Consider the following 21,815-nt stretch of genomic DNA (forward strand, 5'->3'; position numbering starts at 1 on the left):
TGTTAATAGAATGCTTTGAGGATGTTCCTGAAAATTTTTCACAAATGTACCATCAGACTCTGGTAATTGAGTATGATCTGGAAGACTAATTCCAGATGTGGGAAGATTTGTGGTAGAGGTCATATACCCCCCTGCGAGCGTGGTTTCTTAGTGTAGCATTAAAACTTTCGTTTTACCATCAATTTTCACAAGCCCAAAAAATTGGAATCCTGCACTTGGTGGTTGATTTGATTTAATATCATTATCAATCAGATTAACAGCCTAATTATCTTGTCGCACTCCACCCACCACAGGTTTCACTTCATCTGAAGAAAATGGATCAGTACCACCTTTCCAGTTAAAATCACTAATACGAATACTAAAACCACCTAATTCTAAAACTGGATTGTAACGCAAGGTGATTCCATAGGTGCGGCGGTTATATTCCACAATATAATCTGTACTGCTTTCTTTACCTGTATCTAGGTTGATTGATGTTTGAAAGCCTAAACGAAACGGTCCATATATTTGTTGGGAAATACCAGCACTCAAAACTTTGTTATCAACAGAACGATCAAACAAAAATGGTGATAAACCGCTGTTGAAACCTTGGGAATAACTCACATTAAAGGCAGTATAATCAAAAAATGGGCGAGAAAAATGACCTATCTGGCCAACTAAACCAACAGTACCAGTTAAGGTACTTTGATTATCGCCACTGGTGTAATAACTGGTTGTACCCGTCACACCCGCGATCGCCTGCAAGTAAGGTACTACAGGATTTGGTGTATATTTTAATCCTTCCTTAGCAGTAGCTGGTAATGGTTTTCCCTGCCATAACAAAAAACCAGTATTTAGAGCAATACTACCTTGTAACCGACCTAAAGAAACACGGTTATTTTTCCGTTGTGGCTCTAGTAAATCGGCACGATCTGTATTAGAATTAATATACTGAGCGCCTCCTTGATAGCTAAGATTAATGCCACTTTTTCCCAAAGGAATAATCGGAGAAGTGATTACACCACCCAAACTACTCTGCACAGTTTGGAAACCGAGAGTACCATTGTAAAGGCGATCGCGGTAGCTATATTCTAAATTCAATATATGAGGATTTACCTCACCCCAACTCTGACGTAACCGTAAACTCCCCTGCAAATTATCCTCTAATTTATTCACATCTAGACTTGTTAATTCTCCTACTCCTTCCACCTTAGTTTTTGCATTTAACACAGTATTTAGCTTAGTTTTTACACCCAACAAACCAGGAATATTACTATTATCTTGAATAGCTCTCTGTACAAACAATTGAGGTGTAATCAACCAACGAGTTTGATCATTATTAATCGCTAAGAAATTCCGTTCTACATACAAACCCCCCCGTTTACCATTATCATAACCAGGAGAAACAATAAAAGGATTAATATCCCTTTCTCGACGGTCAATTTTTTGGTTATCAATGGGGATAGGTAAGACAAAATTCTGGTCAAAAACTAAACGTTGACGCTGAGTAGTTACCCGATCTACCAAAGGTGCTTCTCGCGTCAAAGTCACTTTAGATGCTCGTAACTCTAATTCTGGGGGTGAAAAAGGATCATTGGTAATCCGCACATCCTCAGCTTGCCAACCACGGGGATAAAAATCAATGCGTTGGGCTTGAAAACGCAATCTTTTGACCATACCACCGGATTTGGCTACGGGAATATTTCTGGCATCCGCTTGACCTGCAAAATTCACATCAATACCACCGGGACTGCTGACACCAGTAACAGGTTGATTAGCACGAATCCGGTCACTAGGTGGACGACTAGGTACACCACCTGCGGTAATATCTGTAGTTGGGGAGGGAGAAAAAGCAAAATCAGCTTGAGTTGTGGGGATGTAAATTTCGCCGCTGCCATTTTCCAGATCCCCACTATCCTGAACAAAATTATAAGTAAAGCGTTCTCCCCGTAATACCTGATTACCCCTAGTTAAAGCAACATTACCTTCCCCCACAGCAATTAAATTATCCAAATTTACTTGTAGGCGATCGGCATCTACCACCGCCTCATCAAATCTAACCACTACATTACCTTCGGCCGTAACGATTCGTCTTTGCTCATCATATTCTTGGCGGTCTGCAATTACTTCTATAACTCGTTGTCTTACTTGTGGCGTATTCCCAGCAGGTTGATTTGGCGGAGGAAATTCTACAGTAGTAGAAGTTGATGGTTGGTTATTTGAATTACGTGGCTTAAACTCAATAATATTTTGTACTAGGAGAGAACTGGACGTATTTTCTCCCGTCTTTGTAGAGGCAGAAATATTAATCTTCTCCCCTGATTTGTATATATTTACAGGATTTTGATGTTGGCTTTTATGTTTTACTGGGTGTTTTACTGGGGCTGAAGTTTTGATCATAACTGGTGACTCAGCCAACCATATATTGTTTGTATTGGTAACTTCACGAGAAATTTGTGGAAATGTAGCCCCCGGTGTGTTGTCAGCATCCGCATCTTCCTTTTGGGAAGTACCAACTATCAAAGATTTTCTCAAAAGCCCCCCACTTCTAGAAACAATCAGAGGGGAAAATGTTGGCGATACAGTTTCTGGAACAGAATTTGAAGATAAGCTTTTGCTAATTACTGCATTATCTTGATTAGTTTGTGTGGGAGTCACCAGACCATTAGCAGTCTCGATATTTCCTGAAGTCGCAAGTTGCTGCGTCCCAGTTTGCTCTTCTACCACAGAAGCAGAAGCGAGAAGATGGCCAGGTTGGATGTATTCTTGAACAGGAGGTGAGTCAGGTAGCAAAACTGGATGAAGCATATCTTGTGGAAAATCGAGCTAACAACAAGCCAGATATGAAAAACCAAATATTTAGCCGGAAGGATGATTTACACTTGGCCTTCCGACTTTTGCCTTCTGCTGACTTGTAGCAAGCCGCCAAAAGGACGACACAGTATCATTTTCCAGATTTGTGCCAGTGTTTAGGCATTGAGTGTCTTCCACCTTCCAGCAGTTGCAGTTGATAACAGATGATTTGTTGTGTTCCTATTCTAAATCCCGACGGCCAGGGTTGCGAGCAGGGTCATTTGACAAAAATCCAAACACAAAAATTCCTATGAAGAAGGCAACAACAATATAAACAGCGATTTTTAAAGTCACCATAGAATTATCTCCCAGGGGTAAGACAAAAAACTTTTCAGCAATCTCTATCTTACTCACATCTGGTTCTTTTTTGGAGGTATGTTTCTAGGCAGGGGGCTGAAGAAATAATTTTCTATTCCCTATTCCCTATTCCCTATTCCCTACCTCTCTACACCCTAAATTTAAGAATACTGCACCATTTCTTTAGCTGTCCGGCTTTTAATCACTTTTGCAGGTATACCAACAGCGACGGAATAGGGAGGAATATCTTTAGTGACTACTGCTCCTGCACCAATTACGCTACCCTTGCCAATAGTTACACCATCTAATACAGTAACTCCATGTCCTAGCCAACAATCATCCTCAATCACAATTCCCTGACGGGTAACGCCCTGTTTTTGCATTGGCAATAATGTATCTGTAAAACTGTGATTATTTGCATATATACCAGATTGAGATGCGATCATACATTGCTTACCAATCGTAATATTTCCAGGTCCAGCAATACAAACATTTGGTCCAATGAATGTATCTTCCTCTATGTGTATACAAGTATTTTCCAAACAGCCTATATCTACGTTACGCTCAATTGCTACTCCATTTCCTAAATAAATTTTATTGTTTGGGTGTCCTTTGGCATCTAAACGCACATTTTTAAAGATGTGTACTCCATTACCAATTTCAATAGAGGTGGTAGAGAGAAATTCTGCACCATGCTGAATGTACACCCTCTTACCCATAGCTGCAAAAAGACGGCGATATACCAACCTTCTCAGTTGTGGACCCAAAAGAATTGACGGAATATCACCTAATAAGGTGGTTAATAAAAGTCCTGGTAGTCGCTGTAATTTGTCAGAATATAATTGGTTAATCATGGCTACAAATATCTCACATAAGTTTTGTGTGACAGGAAAATATTGTCTTGTTGCTTAACAGACAATGTAATTTTTATTCCGAGTATTTAGTAATCAGTAATCAGTAATCAGTAATCAGTTATGATCTGGAATTTATGAGCATTTTTAGCGAAGAATTAGCAATTGATTTTGGTATCAGTCTGCTCTAAAAATTCTGTAAAATTAGTCTGAACAGCAGTTTTAGCTGACTGCTGATTGCTGATAGCTGAATACTTACTTTTTCTTGAATGAGCAATTATTGTAATGATTCAGGATACAGAATACAGAATACAGCATACAGCATACAGAATACACAGGACTTCAAGGATGATGCTGCAAATGTTTGACAAAATCTTGAATCTGTCAATTCTGAATTGTAAAATTTTTCTGAATCCTGAATTTTGACAATAAAGACAATAAATTAGTATTTTTTTATAAAAGTTTATGGTGGAGTATCTCCCACGTCTGCCATGATATTGAAGTTGACCATCGGTGCAAACAAGTAAGCACTTCCCCGATTGCTGTGACGGCTTTCTGGTAATGAATTTGTAGAGTATAATGCTCTAATCATGCTGCACACAAAGGACTTATAGGCTAGGAAAATCACGCTTTCAATAACATTAGCGATTTTGAATGACAATTGATCTTCACAATAACATAATTTATTTTTAATGAACAACTTTAAACAAAAAATCCGTTTATTCTCTATGATTTGTATCTGTAAAAATTGTGATATTGCACATTTTTATACTGCTATAAATAGTATTTTATGACTCAGATTTTATGTTTGATAGCTGGCTTTCTGTAGTCTTACTCACTGCTATTAATTGATCATCCACTAGGATTTTTCTAAAGCTGACTGCTGATATAGGACTTTTATTTGATTTTGGCGATCGCAAGGTACACCTTGATTGCTTCTTACCCGTTTTCTTTTCCCTGTTACCTTCCCTAAATCACTTTTTTGCACCATGCACAGGACAAAAATCCACTTACAGAGTAAAATATCCCTTTTAAGTAACACCTACGGTTAAATCATGATTACAATTAAAGAAATTGTGCAGCAAGCTTTAACTACTGGCTATTTGAGTGCTACAGCAAAACATCAGATCCATAAACTTCTGCAAACAAATTATGACTCAGAAGACCTAGATGCATTGATTATTTTACAACGTTCTATTGTGGCGGGTGCAGTTAACCAAGAGTCACTTCGTAAAAAAAATTACTCTGACATAGCTTCCAAAGATAAGGATGCTTCCCCAAACATCAAACTGGCTTATAAAATAGCTGCTGAAATGGCTTTTGCGGCTGCAATAGCCTTAACTATGCCACATAATCCCCAAGATCAGCCTTCTATCGGTACATAGGTATATCAATGATCACCTGATTCATTTTTTCCTGAGCAGAATATTAATAAAATATTAATAAATATTAATAAAATATTAATAAATATTAATAAAATATTCATTTTACAAAGCTGGGTGTAGTCGCAGTTGTTCACTCTTGGGAAGAATTTGGTGGAGAAAATTTGTTTATTCTCTGTTGAATTAGACAAATTTTAGGGATTTATGTGCAAATAAACCATAAATTACACAAATTACAAATTTTTTTACAAATTTTTGTGGTAGATTACTTTACTGCTAAAAATATTAAGAAATAATTAAAAATTATCCTGTTGGTTGATGTGGTGGTTAGTATTTTTGGGCTAAAGTGTTAGTAAATTTAATGATAACTATAATTTTTGTTGCCAAAATCGGTGATTGATCACTGAAACCTAATAATATTCAGGGTTTCACTACTGCCGTTTGCCTGTTGCCTCTTGCCTGATGCTATACAAGTAACAATGAGAAACTGAATTTGATGCCAATAGGAAATTCAGGAATGGAAACCTATAGACCAAGAACGTTGTTTGGTGTAAACTCTAGCAAAGTATGAGACAATAATTCTCAATGCTTAACAAAGTCATCAGAAATTCACAAACATAGTATAAAGAATTGGCAACACCCAGTAAAAACAGTAAACAATAACAGTAAACAATAACCATAACAGAATTAGAACTTTTGCCATACTATGCAGCCAATTCGCACATTTAACGTTTCTCCTTCACTACCGCAGCGACTAGAACCACTGCGAAAACTAGCATACAATCTACATTTTGATTGGAATGTTGAGAGCAAAGACTTATTTCGTCGATTAGACCCAGATTTGTGGGAATCAAGCCGACATAACCCAGTTTTGATGCTAGGTACTATCAGTCAAGGGCGATTATTGGAAGTTGTCGAAGATGAAGGTTTCCTAGCACAAATGGATCGTGCTGCTCGACAACTAGAAGATTATTTGCAAGAGCGCACTTGGTATCACAAACAACGCGGATCAACCCAAAAGGAATGTTACGCTTATTTTTCCGCTGAGTTTGGACTGGTAGATTGTTTGCCGATCTATTCTGGCGGTTTGGGTGTTTTGGCGGGAGATCACCTCAAATCTGCTAGTGATTTGGGATTACCTTTGGTTGGTGTGGGTTTACTCTACCAACAAGGTTATTTTGCCCAATATCTTAATGCTGATGGTTGGCAACAAGAACGCTACCCCATCAACGATTTTTATAATATGCCTTTGCACTTAGAACGCAATCCCGATGGCTCAGAGCTAAGGATTGAGGTAGATTATCCAGGACGCAAGGTATACGCTAGGGTATGGCGTGTGCAGGTGGGAACAGTTCCCCTGTATATGCTGGATACCAATATTGAACCTAACAAAGCTTATGATCATGACATCACCGATCAGTTATATGGTGGTGACATTGATATGCGTATCCACCAGGAAATGATGCTGGGGATCGGTGGTGTGCGGATGTTAAAAGCCTTGGGTTACAAGGTGACAGCTTACCATAAGAATGAAGGTCATGCGGCTTTCTCAGCTTTAGAACGCATTCGGATGTTAATCCAGGAAGACGGTTTGAGTTATTCTCAAGCTAGACAAGTGGTAGCTTCCAGTAATATCTTTACCACCCATACCCCTGTACCCGCTGGTATTGATTTGTTTGCTCCCGATAAAATTTTGTATTATCTGGGATATTATGCAGATATCTTTGGTTTGCCCAAAGAACAGTTTTTAGGTTTGGGACGGGAAAATACTGGTGATTTATCCGCGCCTTTTAGTATGGCGGTGTTAGCTTTGAAAATGGCGACATTTTCCAATGGTGTGGCACAGTTGCACGGTGTGGTATCTCGGCAAATGTTCCAAGGTTTATGGAAGAAAGTCCCCGTTGATGAAGTGCCAATCACTGCTATTACTAATGGTGTTCATGCTCGCAGTTGTGTGGCTAAATCAACTCAGGAGTTGTACGATCGCTATCTAGGTCCAAACTGGTCATCAGTACCACCAGATAATCAGTTATGGGAACGGATGGACGCGATCCCAGATGAGGAGTTATGGCGTAATCATGAACGCTGTCGCCTGGATATGATTTTGTATGTGCGGGATCATTTGGTTAAGCATTTACGCGATCGCGGTGCTTCAGCTTCTGATATTGCCCAAGCTCAAGAAGTCCTTGATCCCAATGTCTTAACCATTGGTTTTGCTCGTCGTTTTGCTACCTATAAACGCGCTACGCTCTGGATGCGTGATTTAGACAGGATCAAGAAGATTTTATCAGGACATAAACACAGCAAGGTACAGTTTGTCATTGCGGGCAAAGCACATCCTAAAGATATTCCGGGGAAAGAACTGATCCGCGATATCAATCACTTTATCCGCGAAAACCATCTGGAAAAACAAGTGGTGTTTGTTCCTAACTACGATATTCACATTGCTCGGTTGATGGTAGCTGGTTGTGATGTGTGGTTAAATACACCACGCCGCCCCCGTGAAGCTTCTGGTACTAGCGGCATGAAAGCAGCAATGAACGGACTACCTAATTTAAGTGTACTTGATGGTTGGTGGGATGAAGCTGATTATGTGCGTACTGGTTGGGCGATCGGACATGGGGAAAATTACGAAGATCCCAACTATCAAGATGAAATAGAAGCTAATGCTCTTTATGAGTTGTTAGAAAAAGAAGTTGTACCCTTATTCTATGATCAGCGTGATGGGGATGGTTTACCCCGTGCTTGGGTAGCAAAAATGAAAGATGCTATTCGGTTAAATTGTCCGTTCTTTAATACAGCGCGGATGGTGCGAGAATATGCAGTAAGAGCTTATTTTCCTGCCAGCGATCGCTATCATACCCTCACCGCTAATAATTACGCCCCAGCGAAAGAATTAGCAGCTTGGAAAGCAAAACTTGGTGAACATTGGTTTAACATCAAAATCAAAGATATTGATGTCGGAGCAGCTTCAGAAATTGAAGTTAATCAAACTGTGGCTGTAAAAGCTAAGGTTGATTTAGCAACTTTAACAAATGAAGATGTGCAGGTAGAATTATACCAAGGTGCTATTGACGCTAACGGCAATATTGTCAATGCTGTTCCTGTAGTTATGGATTACCAAGGACAAGATGATCAAGGTTTAAGTGTCTATATTGCTGATATCACTTATACCTCTTCTGGTTTGCAAGGTTTGTCTTTGCGGGTTTTACCACAAAACCAATACCTTTCTAATCCTTATGAACCCAGGTTAATCGCTTGGGCGGAATAGGGTAATTTTAGATTTTGGATTTTGGATTGTTTTTCTACAGTCTAAAATCTAAAATCTTTTAACGAAGGCAGGAGGTAGGAGGATTTTCAGGATGTGATTTTTTGTCAGAATCAGGATTTCCAGGATTTAAGGATTTTCAGGATGTGATTTTTTGTCAGAATCAGGATTTCCAGGATTTAAGGATTTTCAGGATGTGATTGTTAAATAGTAAATTACACTAGATGATAGAAATTTCTTGATAATCACCCAAGTTAGTTGCATTGATGACAGAACAAACTTTATCAACTTCTGTTCTAATTTTTGGACATGAAGTTGACAGTAAAACCACAATTGCAATTTGACGTTCACTTAAATTCTGTTGATAACGCAAATTCTGATCTGTTGTAACAAGTATTTGATATCCTTTATTTTCAGCAGCCTTTAATAAATCTCCATTTGATAAATTAGACCATCCTTCTTCATAAGCTGTCGTTACAGAATGGTCTGTTAAATATTTCCGTAATGGTACAGGAGTTCCCTGAACAAAAAGAATTTTTATCTCTATTTATATCTAAGCAGCTAGTTTTTCAAGCTCATAATTAAGTACAGCTTCAACTTGTGATCTTTGCACAGGTGGAAACCATTGCAAAAATTCATCTACAGTTGCACCATCACGCAAATTTTCAAATAATGCAGCAACCGGAACTCTTGTTCCTCGAAATACCCATGCACCACTTAATTTATCAGGTTGTCTTTCTATGGCATCTAAAGTTTCCCATCCTTTCATTGTTTATTCCTCTTTGGTAAATGAAAAACTTACATTTAGATTAATTATAAAGTATCAATTGTCAGAATCAGGATTTTCAGGATTTGAGGATTTTCAGGATGTGATTGTCAGAATCAGGATTTCCAGGATTTGAGGATTTTCAGGATGTGATTGTCAGAATCAGGATATCCAGGATGTGAGGATTTTCAGGATGTGATTGTCAGAATCAGGATTTCCAGGATTTGAGGATTTTCAGGATGTGATTGTCAGAATCAGGATTTCCAGGATTTGAGGATTTTCAGCATAAAATGATCCGAAATGGGGGAAAATGCTATTGAAGCATCATCTAAATGCTACCCTAACCCAGCTTTAATATATGAATGAACAGCGTCTACAGGCATATTATCAGCTAATTCAACAACTGCTAAGTTGTGCAGATGGGGAAGAATCGGCAATATTACAAGCTAACAGCGAATTATTAGATGCTGACTTTTTACAGATGGTGGTAGGGTTAGCGGGGATGTTTTCCCAGAAGGGAGAGGAAAATACTGCTAACTGGTTACTGGCTTTAGCATCTCAACTGAGTGAATATCTAAATATACCCCTAGAGGAAAATACTCCAGAAGCAGAAACCCCGGTTAGTGAAGCAGATATAGAAACTTATTTACTATTTTTATTAGAAGTATTACAAGCAACGGTAGAAAGTCAAGGTAATTCCCAGGTAGTTTACCCCTTGCTGGAAGACAATACAGATAAACTCAATCTCACCTTTGCTAACTTATTACAGGCTTGGGCAACCACAATAATAGCGGAAACAGAACCAGAAACAGCACAATCTTTAGCTATGATAATAGGTAATTTTAGTAATCTAATTCAACAATTTCCTTTAGGCAACAAAGCCAATAATATGGAAATTGCTATCACTGGTTATGAAATAGCTTTTACAGTTTTCACCCGTCAAACTTCTCCAGAACTATGGGGAACTTTACAAAATAATCTAGGGATTGCCTACCGTAACAGAATCAGGGGAGATAAAGCCCAGAATTTAGAAAATGCGATCGCAGCTTATACTGCGGCTTTAGAAGTGACAACCCGCGATGATTTTCCTGTAGATTGGGCAATGACGCAAAATAATCTAGGGAATGCCTACTTTGACAGAATCAGGGGAGATAAAGCCCAGAATTTAGAAAATGCGATCGACTACGGCGCTGCGCGAAGCGCAATCGCTGCTTTTACTGCGGCTTTAGAAGTTTATACCCGCGATGATTTTCCTCAAAACAATGCCGAAACTTTATTAAATTTGGGTATTGCTTATCAAGATTCCCAAAAATTAGATTTAGCTTACGATACCTTTACTCAAGCCATTGTTACCGTTGAAAATATACGCGGTGAAATTATTTCTGGGGAAGAAAGTAAACGCAAACAAGCAGAGGAATGGAATCAGTTATATAGAAGGATGGTAGAAGTTTGTTTAGATTTGGGTAGGGAAACGGAAGCTATCAGTTATATTGAACGCAGTAAAACCCGTAATTTAGTAGAACAAATTCTCAGTCGTGATTTAGAAAATATCTTTCCCTCTGGGGTAGTTACGCAATTACAAGAATTAGAAAGTCAGATTGCAACCGAACAAAATTTAATCCAAACTGGTAAAGCTGAAAACTACCAAAATTTAGTTCAAACTTTGCAAGAATTACGCCAACAACGGCAACAATTACAAGATCAATATTTACCCCTTGGTGCTAGTTTTAATTTTACATCATTAAACAATATTGTTGATCAACAAACAGCAATTATTGAATGGTATATTGCTACTAATAAATTTTTTGCTTTTGTGATTCAACCAGGAGGTAAAGAAATCAAAGTTTGGCAATCTTCCGCAGAGAAATTTGATCAATTAATTGATTGGGCAAATAAATATATAAATGATTATAACAAGAACCAAGAAACATGGAACAATCAATTAGATGATAATTTACAGAACCTAGCCCAAATATTACATCTAGAAGAAATATTAAATCTAGTTCCATCAGAATGTAAAAAACTGATTTTAATTCCCCATCGTTTCTTACACCTTTTCCCTCTCCATGCTTTACCTGTAAAAAATTCCTATTTAATGGATTTATTTCCTCAAGGTGTGGGTTATGTACCCAGTCTGCAAATATTACAACAAATTCAACAGCGTCAACGTGATAATTTTCAATCTTTCTTTGCTATGCAAACACCCACAGAAGATTTATATGAAAAAGATTTAGGTGCAGTTACAGCAATTAAAAAGCAGTTTGCTAATAGTCATGTTTTGAAGAAAAGCGAAGCTAAAAAATCAACAATTATTCAAAATCCTGAACATCTGACAACAGCACACAATTTATTTTTCTTCTGTCATGGTAGCTTTGATTCTAATTCTCCCCTAGATTCAGGTTTATTATTAGCTGATGAAGTCCTCAAATTAGCAGATATTATCACCCATCTGCAACTAGAAAACTGTCGTTTAGTTACCCTTGCTGCTTGCGAAAGCGGTATGATAGACGGTTACAATATTAGTGATGAATATATTGGTTTACCGAGTGGTTTTTTGTTAGCTGGTAGCACTAATGTAGTTAGTAGCTTATCGACTGTAAACTCAACAGCAACAGCTTTATTAATGATCAGATTCTATGAAGAATTAAAACATCAAAATAATATCCTGTTAGCTTTGCAAACTGCCCAAATATGGTTAAGAGATACAACAATTCAGGATTTGAGAACCTGGTTAACTGAACCTAAAGAATCATCATTAACTTTTGCTTGGCAATCAGAAATTAACAAATATTTTGATAGACTAGAACAGGAAAACGGTGCAAATTATCAACCTTTTAGATCACCTGTTCACTGGTCTGCGTTTTGTTGTATAGGTAAAGGAGTTTAATTCATCATGTCAGTTAACAAAAAATCTGCCCTTGCGTTTAATTCAATTCTCGAAAATCCTAGTGATTTACTAACTAATGAAACTTGGCAAGAATTACAACAATTATCCCAAGAATTACCAGATGATGATGAAGAAGTAACCGAAAAAATAGAAACTTGGTTAAAATCTCAGTCATTACTTTTGGAGGTATATAACCAAAACTTAAACAAAATGGATTCATCTTTAACTGAAGATGGTAATATTGGTGCAGGTGGTACTAAATCTTCCACACTAGCAAACCAACCTAGCGAATCTTCTAAAGAACTAATTCAAAACGCAATTAAAGAAAATTCCCCTTTATCTAAAGATCAAAAATCTCCATCAAAACCGTGAAGAATTTTAGTCTTACTCTCTATGCTTTTCATTTGCGACACACTCTTGCACATACACCTGATCAAGTTGTCGCCAATGCCAGCCTTTTATGGGATAATTTGGCTAATATTGGCGTTTCTTCCTTTCCTGCTACCAATTTAAAAGATATCAAATCTCAATTAATTTGTTATTATAATGGTAAATATGAACCTAAACAAGAATTAGGCAGAAACACCGAATGGTTAACTAATTCGCAAGATTTAGATTTGGGGAATTTTACAACAACCAACGGTTTAAAAATTAATGTCAATTTACAACCTTTTTTACTCAACGATACCTACGCAGTTGATTTAACTTTTGTTCCTGAATCAGCAAATAACATTGATATCAATATACCAGAAATCAAAGATTTTCAACCTGATAATTTATTACCTAATAAAATTCAAGCATCATTAGGACAAAGTTTATGGATTTATGGAGAAGTTGACGCAACCACAGACTGTAAAATATTAGCAGAAAGAATTGCTAACGCTTTACTTGCAAATACAGGTTTTAATACTTTTTTAAATGATTCAGGAAATTTATTTGATAGTGTATTATTTATTTATCAAGCATATCCAAATAATCAAATAAATAACCCAGTTGTACAAAGCCAAATTATTATCCAATTAAATAACCCAAGTAATCATCCCCAAACTGATACATTACAACTTCAGACAAATGCTTACAACTGGCTACGAGATTTATTATGCTGTTATCATAAAATCCTATTTATTAATTACAAAGCAAGTCAAAGTTACCAAAACGCTAGGACAACTTATAGTTATTTGGATAATAAAATTCAGGAATTTCAAACTTTAATCTCTCAACCAAAAATTAAAATATCTGAATTACAGAAATTATTATTAGAAATTCCCCAACAAAGTTTTGACTATACACGCTGTTTACAGGATTTACAAACCCATAATACAGCGATTCAGACAAACATTAAAAATTTTCAAATCTGCTTAAATAAAATTACAGCAATCAATAATCAAATCAGTCCTAAATTTTGGCAAGATTTTCTAGATAAAGAATGTCAAAAATGGCAAGAACAGATACAAACTGATATTAACTATCTCGCACCAGGACAAGAATTATTTAGTCAATTAATTGATACAATTCGTGGTATAGTGGAAATAGAACAAACAGAAAGAGATAGATCCTTAGAAACAACAGTACAAATATTAGGAATCGGTTTTGGTGGTGGTGCAATAGTTTCCGGTGTAGTAGTTCAACACATTGATAAAATTAATCAACCTGTCGCTTTTATTTCTCCCAACAGTCCACCCCATCCATTTTATGCTTCTTTATTTTTAAGTGTTGTTGCTACTCTTGGATGTACTCTGATTGCTATGTTAGGAATATGGATTAGTAAACGAAAATAAACAATCGCTATAACTCTTGTTTAACAGGCAAGATGCCTGTTCCACTTATACAAATTAAATGTACAACAGCTTACCAATTTTCTCCGGTACAACTATATAACCTGTACTTTCATCTCCTAAAACTAGGTTTTTTTCTGTTCCCCAAAACCACCAATAAGCACCAATATAAGCACAAATTAAACTATCTAATTTATCTTCGGTTTCTTTGAGTTGTTTTCCTGTGTTGGGTATTTCTGAAGGAAAGGAACTACAGATACATGGAGAAGATAAAGGAGGAGAAATAACAGGAAGAATCTCAACAATGTAATTATATAACTTGAGCAGTTCTAACCGCCGTTCGTGGATTTTTCCTTTTTTATATTTTAAGATTTTTTCTAATCTAAATAAATTAACTATTGCTGGATGGGGAAATACTTCTATTTGATATCTGCCTGGTTTTTGTGGTTCAATTTTTGCAGCGTGTATAAATCCCCGTGATTCTAATTCTAAACCAAAGTTAATTGTGCGTTCTGCAAAAGCTAGGTTTTGATTTGCTGGGTAGCATCCCGCATGATATTTACCAAAGTATTTATGACTGAGTTTATCTGGTAAGCGACTACCTGTAGAATTTGGTATTAATGTGGGTGCATCTACAGCAATTATACCTGGTTCTTCTGGTTTGATGATCTGATCAATCCAAGTCAAGATGTCTGCAATGGCTTCCTGGCGATCTAAATCCAAAAGTTGCAGTTTTTCATCTTTTAATTCTAAACAACATAAACCACTTGGTTGAGATTGCCAGCCTAAATCAATACCGATAAATTTCATTATAATTAGGTAATTGGTGATTGGTGATTGGTGATTGGTGATTGGTGATTGGTAATTGGTAATGGGTAATTGGTAATTGGTAATGGGTAATTGGTAATTGGTAATTGGGTTATTTGTCTTTCCTCCTGACTCTTGTACGGGCGTTCGCGAAGCGTGCTGGAAGCATTAGCATTCGGAAAATAACCTTTTCATACAATTGATAATTAGTCGCCCGAATGCTTCGCCCCTACGACTCCTGAGTCCTGAAAACTTTCACTTTCTTCTAATTTTTATCAATAACTCATCTTTAATGCGGTTTAAAATTGATGTTTCATCCAAGCTGGATAAAATTTTACTAACTACGGCTTTTGGTCCTTCGGGTCCCCAGGTTGCGCCGTTTGCTAAATACGCTTTGGTGACTTGGCCAATACCATAGGATGATACTCCCGCTACACCTGCTTGAGTTACAGCTACGGATAAATAAGGTCCAAGGGCAACTCCCGCTGTGGCTGATGCAGAGATACCCAGTAAGGTTTTTAAACCACTTAAACCTAAATTTGCTAGTAGTTCACTAGCGCCTATTCCGCCCATACTCAGGGCGATTTTTTGCAGTAGTTGTACCGCTCCCTTTTCTGTCATTTGGATGCCATAGAGTTTAGATAAACCTAAAATCAAAGCAATATCAATAACGATACTGCTGAGGATATCAACTACAGTCACGGGATTAAGGGCGATCGCTAATGCTTTAGTCATCACCGCTTTCCAAATTAAATCATTAGCGTTCTGTTCCCGAATTTCTAATTTTCGCTGGATAACTTGCTCATTTACTGTGTCAGCATAAAGCATGGTGTTGAGCGCAACTAACGCTTTACCTTCCCGTTGCAAAATCTCTAAAATCTTGAGTTTTAGTTGATCTACTTGTGCTTGACCTTGACGTAACTGTATACCTCTACTACCATCAGCACGAACTACGGCAGTTTTAACTAAAGGTGAAGCCGCAGACATGACTATTTCATCAGGTGATAGCAACTCTCGTACTCTATCATCGCGGATTTTTTCGTAAATAGCGATCCGGTCTGTTTCTGGATATTGATCTACTTTGTTAAACACCAAAATCATCGGTTTACCTACTTCTCGCAACTGAGAAAGCGCCATCTGTTCAATTTTGGTCAGATCACCAGAAATCACAAACAGAATTAAATCAGCTTGTTTTGCTACCTGTTGAGCTAATGCAGCGCGGGTTTCTCCATCTACTTCATCTAAACCCGGTGTGTCAACTAATTCTACCTGAGATTGTCCAGTTGAGGGAAAGGTGGCTTTTAATGTACCAATAGCTTCTTCACTGATACTCCAATTTACCTTTTGTTCTGTACGGGTAACACCGTGTAAAGGTCCTGTTTCAAATACCTGCTGGCCTACCAAAGCATTAAGTAGGGAAGATTTACCCCTTCCTACCATGCCAAAAGCTGCTATTTGCACTACCATACTTTCTAGTTTGCCCAGCATGGTTTCTAAGTCGGAAATTTCCGCTTCTAATCCAGATTTTTCTTGGGTGGTAAGATCAAGATTGTTGACTAAATTTCTCAGTGCTGTTTTTGCTTGTGTATAGTTAAGTTCTGCTTGAATATCTTTAAAGGTGAAAATGGCGCTATCTAGTTCTTCTTCCCAGTTGGGTGTATTACTGTTTTCAGGTTGAGGTAATGTCGATGTCATGGGATTTTAGATTTTAGATTTTAGATTTTAGATTTTAGATTTGGGATTTTAGATTTGGGATTTGGGATTTGGGATTTGGGATTTTGGGCAATGATTCAGAATACAGAATACAGAATGAATTAGAGTTTTCGAGTTATTGGTTTGAACAATAGCAGTTTTCAGTTCAGCCTAAGTGAGAGTAGTTGCGGGAGGCAGCATTTTTTGAATGAATAATGAATATAGAATATATTTATTTTTAATTTGTGTAATTGCTCTTAAAATAATCGCACTATACTTAGCACGACTACTTAATTTTTCAAATAGCCATTATTATAACATAGATCATGAAAGAATTAGCACAAGTCAAAAATTTATATCCCCAAGACTTAGAACTGAGAAAAAACTGGTATTCTCCTGTAGCAGCAGCTTATGACAAGGTAAGACCACGTTATCCCAAAGAAATAATTAACCGAGCTATAAAAATAGCTAAACTTACCCCTAAAAGGAAAATTTTGGAACTAGGATGTGGTCCTGGAAATGCAACTGTATCTTTTGCGAAATTAGGATTTTCAATGGTTTGTTTAGATCCCAGTCAAGCAGCTTGTAAATTTGCCAGAAAAAACTGTGCAGCATATCCCAATGTAGAAATTCAACAGACGACATTTGAAGAATGGAAATTAACACCAGGAAAATTTCATGCTGTTTTAGCAGCGACTTCTTTTCATTGGATGAACCCAGAAACAGCTTATGAAAAAGCCGCTGCTGCTTTAAGAGATGATGGGGCTTTAATTTTGTTGTGGAACATGACACCCCAACCTGATTATGAAGTATACCAAAATTTGCATGAAATTTATAAAATTTATGCTCCATACTCAGCCAGATATGAAGATGTAACAGATCAAGAAAAAATAGTTAAATCCTTTGGAGAAAAAGCCATTGATTCAGGAAAATTCACAAACTTAGTTTCTGGTCATGTAATCTGTGAAGTAACTTATCATGTTGATGATTATTTATTATTGTTAGGTACGCTTTCACCTTATTTAAAATTAGAAGTTGGAATCAGAGATGGTTTATTTACGGGGTTAAAACAAAAGATTGATCAGCTTTATGGAGGAAGGATTAATATTTCTTATATTTCAGCTTTTCAGGTAATGAAGAAAGTTTAGAGGATTTTTGTGTGAGAGGATGTTTGAACAGTGGTATCCGTGATTTTAATCATATTTTTACCCCCCTTAATCCCCCATTATCAAGGCTTACAAGGGTAGGTTTTTTACATTGTCGTGAGGGCAAGACTTGGGGGACAAGGAAGGACAGTGGACAAGGGAGGAAAACAGTACAAAATCATCTTCTCTTGGTAACAAAAAGACCATTGTGCTGATAAAATCTTCCTTGTCTACTTTCCCTCCTTGTCTTCCTGGTCCTGCCTTCACAGATAATATTAAAAACCTACCCCTGTGAGCTGCCCCCTACCTCCCACACCATTTTCCCTATTATTGTTTTGGTTGAGGATCATCATCTGTGGTTGGTTGCTGCTATATAAAACCTAGACAAAACTAGACTTTACTTTCTACTTCAACGGGAGCATGGGAGCAGTTATCCCTCAGTAGACTTTCACGCCTTAGCCAGACGCGATTGTGTTCCAATTAAGTTTCTGAAAAAGACTACCACCATCATTGCTTGGTTTTCGCGTCGGCAATAGTCTCAATTCAATACTTGATATCACCGTATTATATATCAAGTAGTTGATTTTTTCCTAAAAATATATTGATTTTTGTCAATATAAGTATAGTTTTGTCTATGAAATTGTCAACTTAGGACTTGCTCAATAGCTAAATCAACTCTAGCGGTGTAAGCTTGCACAATTTGCGGTGCGATCGCCTCCGTAGCCAACCAGAGAGGAAAAGCCAGCAAAAGCCAACATCCACCTTGAATTATCCGGATTTTCCTGCCAAATTGGCCAATAAATGAAAAGGGGATGATTGATGATGGTGAAAAGCTGTAAATCCTGTTCATAAACTTGAGCTACTTCTGAAGTATGACAGAGCATTTTAATCTAATGCTGGTATTTTCCGATATCTTAACGTCATAAGAACTACTTGAGTAAGAATTCAGAAGTCAGGAGTCGTAGGGGCGAAGCATTGGGAAAACAACCTGGGACAAAAATTGATAATTTATCGCCCGAATGCTTCGCCCGTAAAGGAGTCAGAACAACTTTCAACAAGTAAACAAAAACCGACAATGAGCGGGATGGTAAATTACTGGGCGATCGCTATTGGCATCAATCAATATGAGTTATTTCAACCTTTAAGTTGCGCTCAAAACGATGCGGAGGCACTAAAGGATTTCTTGGTGACAGAAGTAGGTTTTTTACCCCAAAATTGCCTACTGATGACAAATACTTCACCACCGATAGGGGAAAGATCCTCTTATCCAACCCAAGACAATATTCTAGTTTTATTGGAGGAATTAGCAGCAAAATCTTGCCAACCAGAGGACTATCTATGGTTTTTCTTCAGCGGTTACGGTGTCAACTATAATGACAAAGATTATTTAATGCCGGCTGATGGAAATCCTGATCAGGTGTTAGAAACTGGCATAGCTGTGAAACAACTGATGCAAAGTTTCCATGCTGCCAAGTTGAATGTATTACTAATATTTGATATTAACCGCGCCTTTGGTACACAAGCTGATGCTCCCGTAGGTCAAGAAATTATTGACACCGCCAAAGAACTGCAAATTTCTGTCATGCTTTCTTGTCAACCAGAACAATTTTCCCACGAAATTAGTGAACTAGGTCATAGCTTATTTACAGCAGCATTATTAGAAGCTTTATTTTCTGGTAAAGGTAGCAGTTTAACAGATTTAGACACCTATCTGAGTTATCTCACCCCAGAACTATGTCAACATCATTGGCGGCCTATTCAAAATCCTGTAACTGTTATTCGCAATAGTCCTCCGGTCATGATTCCCATCTTGACATTAGATGATGATTCCCAAACTGAACAACTGATTTTTACTGAAGAAAACTTTGCCGTTGCTACCTCCTCAGTGACAGAGAAGAAGTCTAAAAATTCCCCTACAGAAAAAGCTTGGTGGACGGAAAATAAAACCGTAGAAACTACCCTCAACAAAACTTCTTCACAGTTAGATCAGTCTACAAATTCAGAGGAATCTGTTACTAATTCAACTGTAGATACTAATCAAATCTTGGCAACTTCCCCAGAATTAAACACCGGAGCTAGATTTATTCCCGCTGCTGCTAAAGACTACGCCCAACCTGCAATTCAGTCAGAAACTCCCATTTGGAAACAATTTATTTTGTGGGGGGGCAGTAGCATGACTATCGTCGCTTTAATTACAACTTTTGTTCTTCGCAATCAGGCGAGTTTTCGCTTCCATAAATTATCAGCATCCCTAAATAATACTACTAATAACCAGGAATTTTCCCAGAATTTACCTCCTATTCCTGCTACGGTGGAAACAATTCAACCACCCACAAATTCTGTAGTTTCCAATTTTGATTCCCAACAGCGAAATCAAGCAATTTTGGAACTAGAGAAAATGTCTCTGAGTCCAAATAAATCTGGTGATTTGAGTCAAGCGATCGCCTCTGCTCAAAAAATTTCACCCGGTACACCGCTTTATCAACAAGCACAAAAAAATATTCAGGTTTGGAGTCAAATGATTTTAGATTTAGCCCAGGAACAGGCTAACCAGAGAGAATATATTGATGCTATAGCTACTGCGGAATTAATTAATAAAAATACAGCCTTTTATCGCCAAGCGCAAACATCAATTGCAAAATGGCAATTAGAAGCCAAGCAGTATTTAAGTAATCAAACTTTGTTGGATGCTGCTCAGGCTTTAGTTCGACCAGGACAAGCTTCTACTTATAACCGAGCGATTGAAGTAGCGAAAAAAGTACCACCAGGACAACCAGGGTTTGAAATTGCCCAAACATCTATTAATCAATGGAGTGAACAAATTTTAGAATTGGCTAAAAACCGTGCTGCACAAGGAGATTTTAACACTGCCATTGCCACTGCTACTTTAGTTCCTAAGCAAACCATCGCTTATGAAGACGCTCAGGATGCGATTGAAAAATGGCGCAATCAGTATACTAGGTGATTGGGGATTGGTGACTGGGGACTGGTGATTGGTGATTGGGGGTTATCTCCCCTGCCTCTTGACTCTTGCCTCCAGCCCCCTGCCTCCTGTTGTATGACTTAACAATATTGTGAAATATCTTCGCCACATTCATCAGCTAGATAGCACAGGGCGCGAAATCTTAAACCTACAACTTCTTCATATAAAGGATTTAGTTTACACATTGGGGGAATGTGAAACAAGACTTTCCCAAACAATTTGACATCACGTTCAAAAGGACATTGAGGGGGAATTAATCTACACACCCGATGAGCAAATTGGCGATCGCCTACTTTTAAAGTATCCAACCAATTTCGCAAAGGACGCAGGAAATCCCAACCTGAATGAGAATGAGAAGCCTGTAACTCGGTGACATTAGCTTTATTGGTATTATTCGTCTCTGCTTGATGGAGCGATACCAAGCTTGTGAAAAAAATATTTTTTGTGGTACTTTCAAATGCCTTCATGGTTATTCCTCTCTTTTTATGAGGGTATTCACCTTACTGATGAATATACAATATGACAATCACTCTGTCCGGGAGAATAGTATTTTGACGGAAATTCTGGAAAAAGTGCGAGTAGCTACTGAAAATCAGAATCTGTGTATTACTACGTCAAGTTAAACTCAATTTCCTTAAAATGTGTACTCCACTTAGCTAATCTTTTTCATAACTTGACACTCTTTAAATTTTAATGAAGACCTCTATCTTTGGACGGGTTTGGCTGTAACTATTACAAAACTTAACATACTTAATGTTTATAGGTCAAGTAACAATTATAAATGCTGTTTATACGCTATCTAATACAGTGATTATGTTGCAAGTTGCTATTTATAGTGTATTAACGCCAGTTACTACAAGTCGGCGGAGCCGCCCAACGCACTGTCTCCCCTTTTTAAGGGGGATTTAGGGGGATCTAGGGCTGTCAACTCCATTCATCCCTAATTTGTTGTTGATATTCTCAAGCATCTTGAGTTAACTTAATGATACCCGCGTACTTGTTTAAATCAAAAAATGTGGTTTATTTACCTGAAAATAGCTGTAATCCTAAAATTGGTTTGATCTTTTGAATAGACTTCTCTTTCAAATCCTTGCAGGATAAGCTTTTCAGTCATGATTGTCCCCCCGTTA

At 37.5% G+C, this 21,815-nt stretch carries 18 protein-coding genes and 1 pseudogene; 7 read left to right on the forward strand and 12 right to left on the reverse strand.

The window, feature by feature from the left end; genetic code table 11:
- The 6 genes and pseudogenes from H6F47_RS28120 to H6F47_RS28620 form a co-directional block, all read right to left on the reverse strand.
- Window positions 1–123, reverse strand: a pseudogene (locus H6F47_RS28120) (Uma2 family endonuclease); the annotation flags it as partial.
- 138 nt (window positions 124–261) lie between these two features.
- Complete coding sequence (locus H6F47_RS20270) at window positions 262–2,787, reverse strand: DUF3769 domain-containing protein (protein WP_190650710.1); 2,526 nt, start codon at window positions 2,785–2,787, stop codon at window positions 262–264.
- Between the two features lie 225 nt (window positions 2,788–3,012).
- The gene (locus H6F47_RS20275) at window positions 3,013–3,129 is read right to left on the reverse strand and encodes a photosystem II reaction center protein I (protein ID WP_096572622.1); all 117 of its coding nucleotides are present in this window, start codon (window positions 3,127–3,129) and stop codon (window positions 3,013–3,015) included.
- Window positions 3,130–3,290: 161 nt separating this feature from the next.
- Window positions 3,291–3,983, reverse strand: a complete 693-nt coding sequence (locus tag H6F47_RS20280; protein WP_190650712.1) for an acyltransferase — start codon at window positions 3,981–3,983, stop codon at window positions 3,291–3,293.
- Window positions 3,984–4,443: 460 nt separating this feature from the next.
- The gene (locus H6F47_RS28615; protein WP_272109727.1) at window positions 4,444–4,572 is read right to left on the reverse strand and encodes a hypothetical protein; all 129 of its coding nucleotides are present in this window, start codon (window positions 4,570–4,572) and stop codon (window positions 4,444–4,446) included.
- A 267-nt stretch (window positions 4,573–4,839) separates the two neighbouring features.
- Complete coding sequence (locus H6F47_RS28620) at window positions 4,840–4,971, reverse strand: hypothetical protein (RefSeq protein WP_265586232.1); 132 nt, start codon at window positions 4,969–4,971, stop codon at window positions 4,840–4,842.
- 64 nt (window positions 4,972–5,035) lie between these two features.
- On the opposite strand from H6F47_RS28620, the gene H6F47_RS20285 reads away from it, so the two are divergent.
- Together H6F47_RS20285 and glgP are read left to right on the forward strand one after the other, a co-directional pair.
- The gene (locus tag H6F47_RS20285) at window positions 5,036–5,365 is read left to right on the forward strand and encodes a hypothetical protein (protein WP_096566920.1); all 330 of its coding nucleotides are present in this window, start codon (window positions 5,036–5,038) and stop codon (window positions 5,363–5,365) included.
- A gap of 703 nt (window positions 5,366–6,068) precedes the next feature.
- Window positions 6,069–8,633, forward strand: coding sequence for an alpha-glucan family phosphorylase (gene glgP, locus H6F47_RS20290; RefSeq protein ID WP_190650714.1), 2,565 nt, complete (start codon window positions 6,069–6,071; stop codon window positions 8,631–8,633).
- 217 nt (window positions 8,634–8,850) lie between these two features.
- Here the strand turns inward: glgP and H6F47_RS28125 are convergent, their stop codons facing one another.
- Together H6F47_RS28125 and H6F47_RS20300 are read right to left on the reverse strand one after the other, a co-directional pair.
- Window positions 8,851–9,003: a hypothetical protein gene (locus H6F47_RS28125; RefSeq protein WP_242027459.1), complete on the reverse strand. Its 153-nt coding sequence runs from the start codon at window positions 9,001–9,003 to the stop codon at window positions 8,851–8,853.
- Window positions 9,004–9,183: 180 nt separating this feature from the next.
- A complete protein-coding gene (locus H6F47_RS20300) occupies window positions 9,184–9,399 on the reverse strand; it encodes a DUF433 domain-containing protein (protein ID WP_096566916.1) in 216 nt (71 codons plus the stop codon).
- Window positions 9,400–9,754: 355 nt separating this feature from the next.
- Here H6F47_RS20300 and H6F47_RS20305 point away from each other — a divergent pair, with 355 nt between their 5' ends.
- Genes H6F47_RS20305 through H6F47_RS20315 form a run of 3 tightly spaced genes read left to right on the forward strand, consistent with a single transcriptional unit; the run spans window position 9,755 to window position 14,061 of the window.
- A complete protein-coding gene (locus tag H6F47_RS20305; protein ID WP_190650716.1) occupies window positions 9,755–12,283 on the forward strand; it encodes a CHAT domain-containing tetratricopeptide repeat protein in 2,529 nt (842 codons plus the stop codon).
- A gap of 6 nt (window positions 12,284–12,289) precedes the next feature.
- On the forward strand, window positions 12,290–12,655 hold the full coding sequence (locus tag H6F47_RS20310) for a hypothetical protein (protein ID WP_190650718.1): 366 nt from the start codon (window positions 12,290–12,292) through the stop codon (window positions 12,653–12,655).
- The gene (locus H6F47_RS20315) at window positions 12,652–14,061 is read left to right on the forward strand and encodes a hypothetical protein (protein ID WP_190650720.1); all 1,410 of its coding nucleotides are present in this window, start codon (window positions 12,652–12,654) and stop codon (window positions 14,059–14,061) included. The genes H6F47_RS20310 and H6F47_RS20315 overlap by 4 nt, the downstream gene beginning before the upstream one ends.
- 54 nt (window positions 14,062–14,115) lie before the next feature.
- Here H6F47_RS20315 and H6F47_RS20320 read toward each other — a convergent pair whose 3' ends face one another.
- Complete coding sequence (locus H6F47_RS20320; RefSeq protein WP_190650722.1) at window positions 14,116–14,868, reverse strand: DUF429 domain-containing protein; 753 nt, start codon at window positions 14,866–14,868, stop codon at window positions 14,116–14,118.
- 252 nt (window positions 14,869–15,120) lie between these two features.
- Window positions 15,121–16,560 carry a GTP-binding protein gene (locus H6F47_RS20325; RefSeq protein WP_096566906.1) on the reverse strand — a complete coding sequence of 480 codons (1,440 nt, stop codon included), beginning with the start codon at window positions 16,558–16,560 and terminating at the stop codon, window positions 15,121–15,123.
- A 323-nt stretch (window positions 16,561–16,883) separates the two neighbouring features.
- On the opposite strand from H6F47_RS20325, the gene H6F47_RS20330 reads away from it, so the two are divergent.
- Complete coding sequence (locus H6F47_RS20330; RefSeq protein ID WP_187039526.1) at window positions 16,884–17,705, forward strand: class I SAM-dependent methyltransferase; 822 nt, start codon at window positions 16,884–16,886, stop codon at window positions 17,703–17,705.
- A gap of 640 nt (window positions 17,706–18,345) precedes the next feature.
- Here the strand turns inward: H6F47_RS20330 and H6F47_RS20335 are convergent.
- Window positions 18,346–18,552, reverse strand: a complete 207-nt coding sequence (locus H6F47_RS20335; protein WP_242027460.1) for a hypothetical protein — start codon at window positions 18,550–18,552, stop codon at window positions 18,346–18,348.
- 234 nt (window positions 18,553–18,786) lie between these two features.
- Between H6F47_RS20335 and H6F47_RS20340 the strand changes: the two genes are divergently transcribed.
- Window positions 18,787–20,667 (forward strand): caspase family protein, encoded by a 1,881-nt coding sequence (locus H6F47_RS20340; protein WP_190348184.1) that lies wholly within the window; start codon window positions 18,787–18,789, stop codon window positions 20,665–20,667.
- Between the two features lie 98 nt (window positions 20,668–20,765).
- Here the strand turns inward: H6F47_RS20340 and H6F47_RS20345 are convergent, their stop codons facing one another.
- The gene (locus H6F47_RS20345; RefSeq protein WP_137668889.1) at window positions 20,766–21,152 is read right to left on the reverse strand and encodes a Mo-dependent nitrogenase C-terminal domain-containing protein; all 387 of its coding nucleotides are present in this window, start codon (window positions 21,150–21,152) and stop codon (window positions 20,766–20,768) included.
- Window positions 21,153–21,815 lie beyond the last annotated feature (663 nt).

This window comes from Sphaerospermopsis sp. FACHB-1094 (assembly GCF_014696195.1).
In the GTDB taxonomy this organism is placed as follows: Bacteria; Cyanobacteriota; Cyanobacteriia; order Cyanobacteriales; family Nostocaceae; genus Sphaerospermopsis; species Sphaerospermopsis kisseleviana.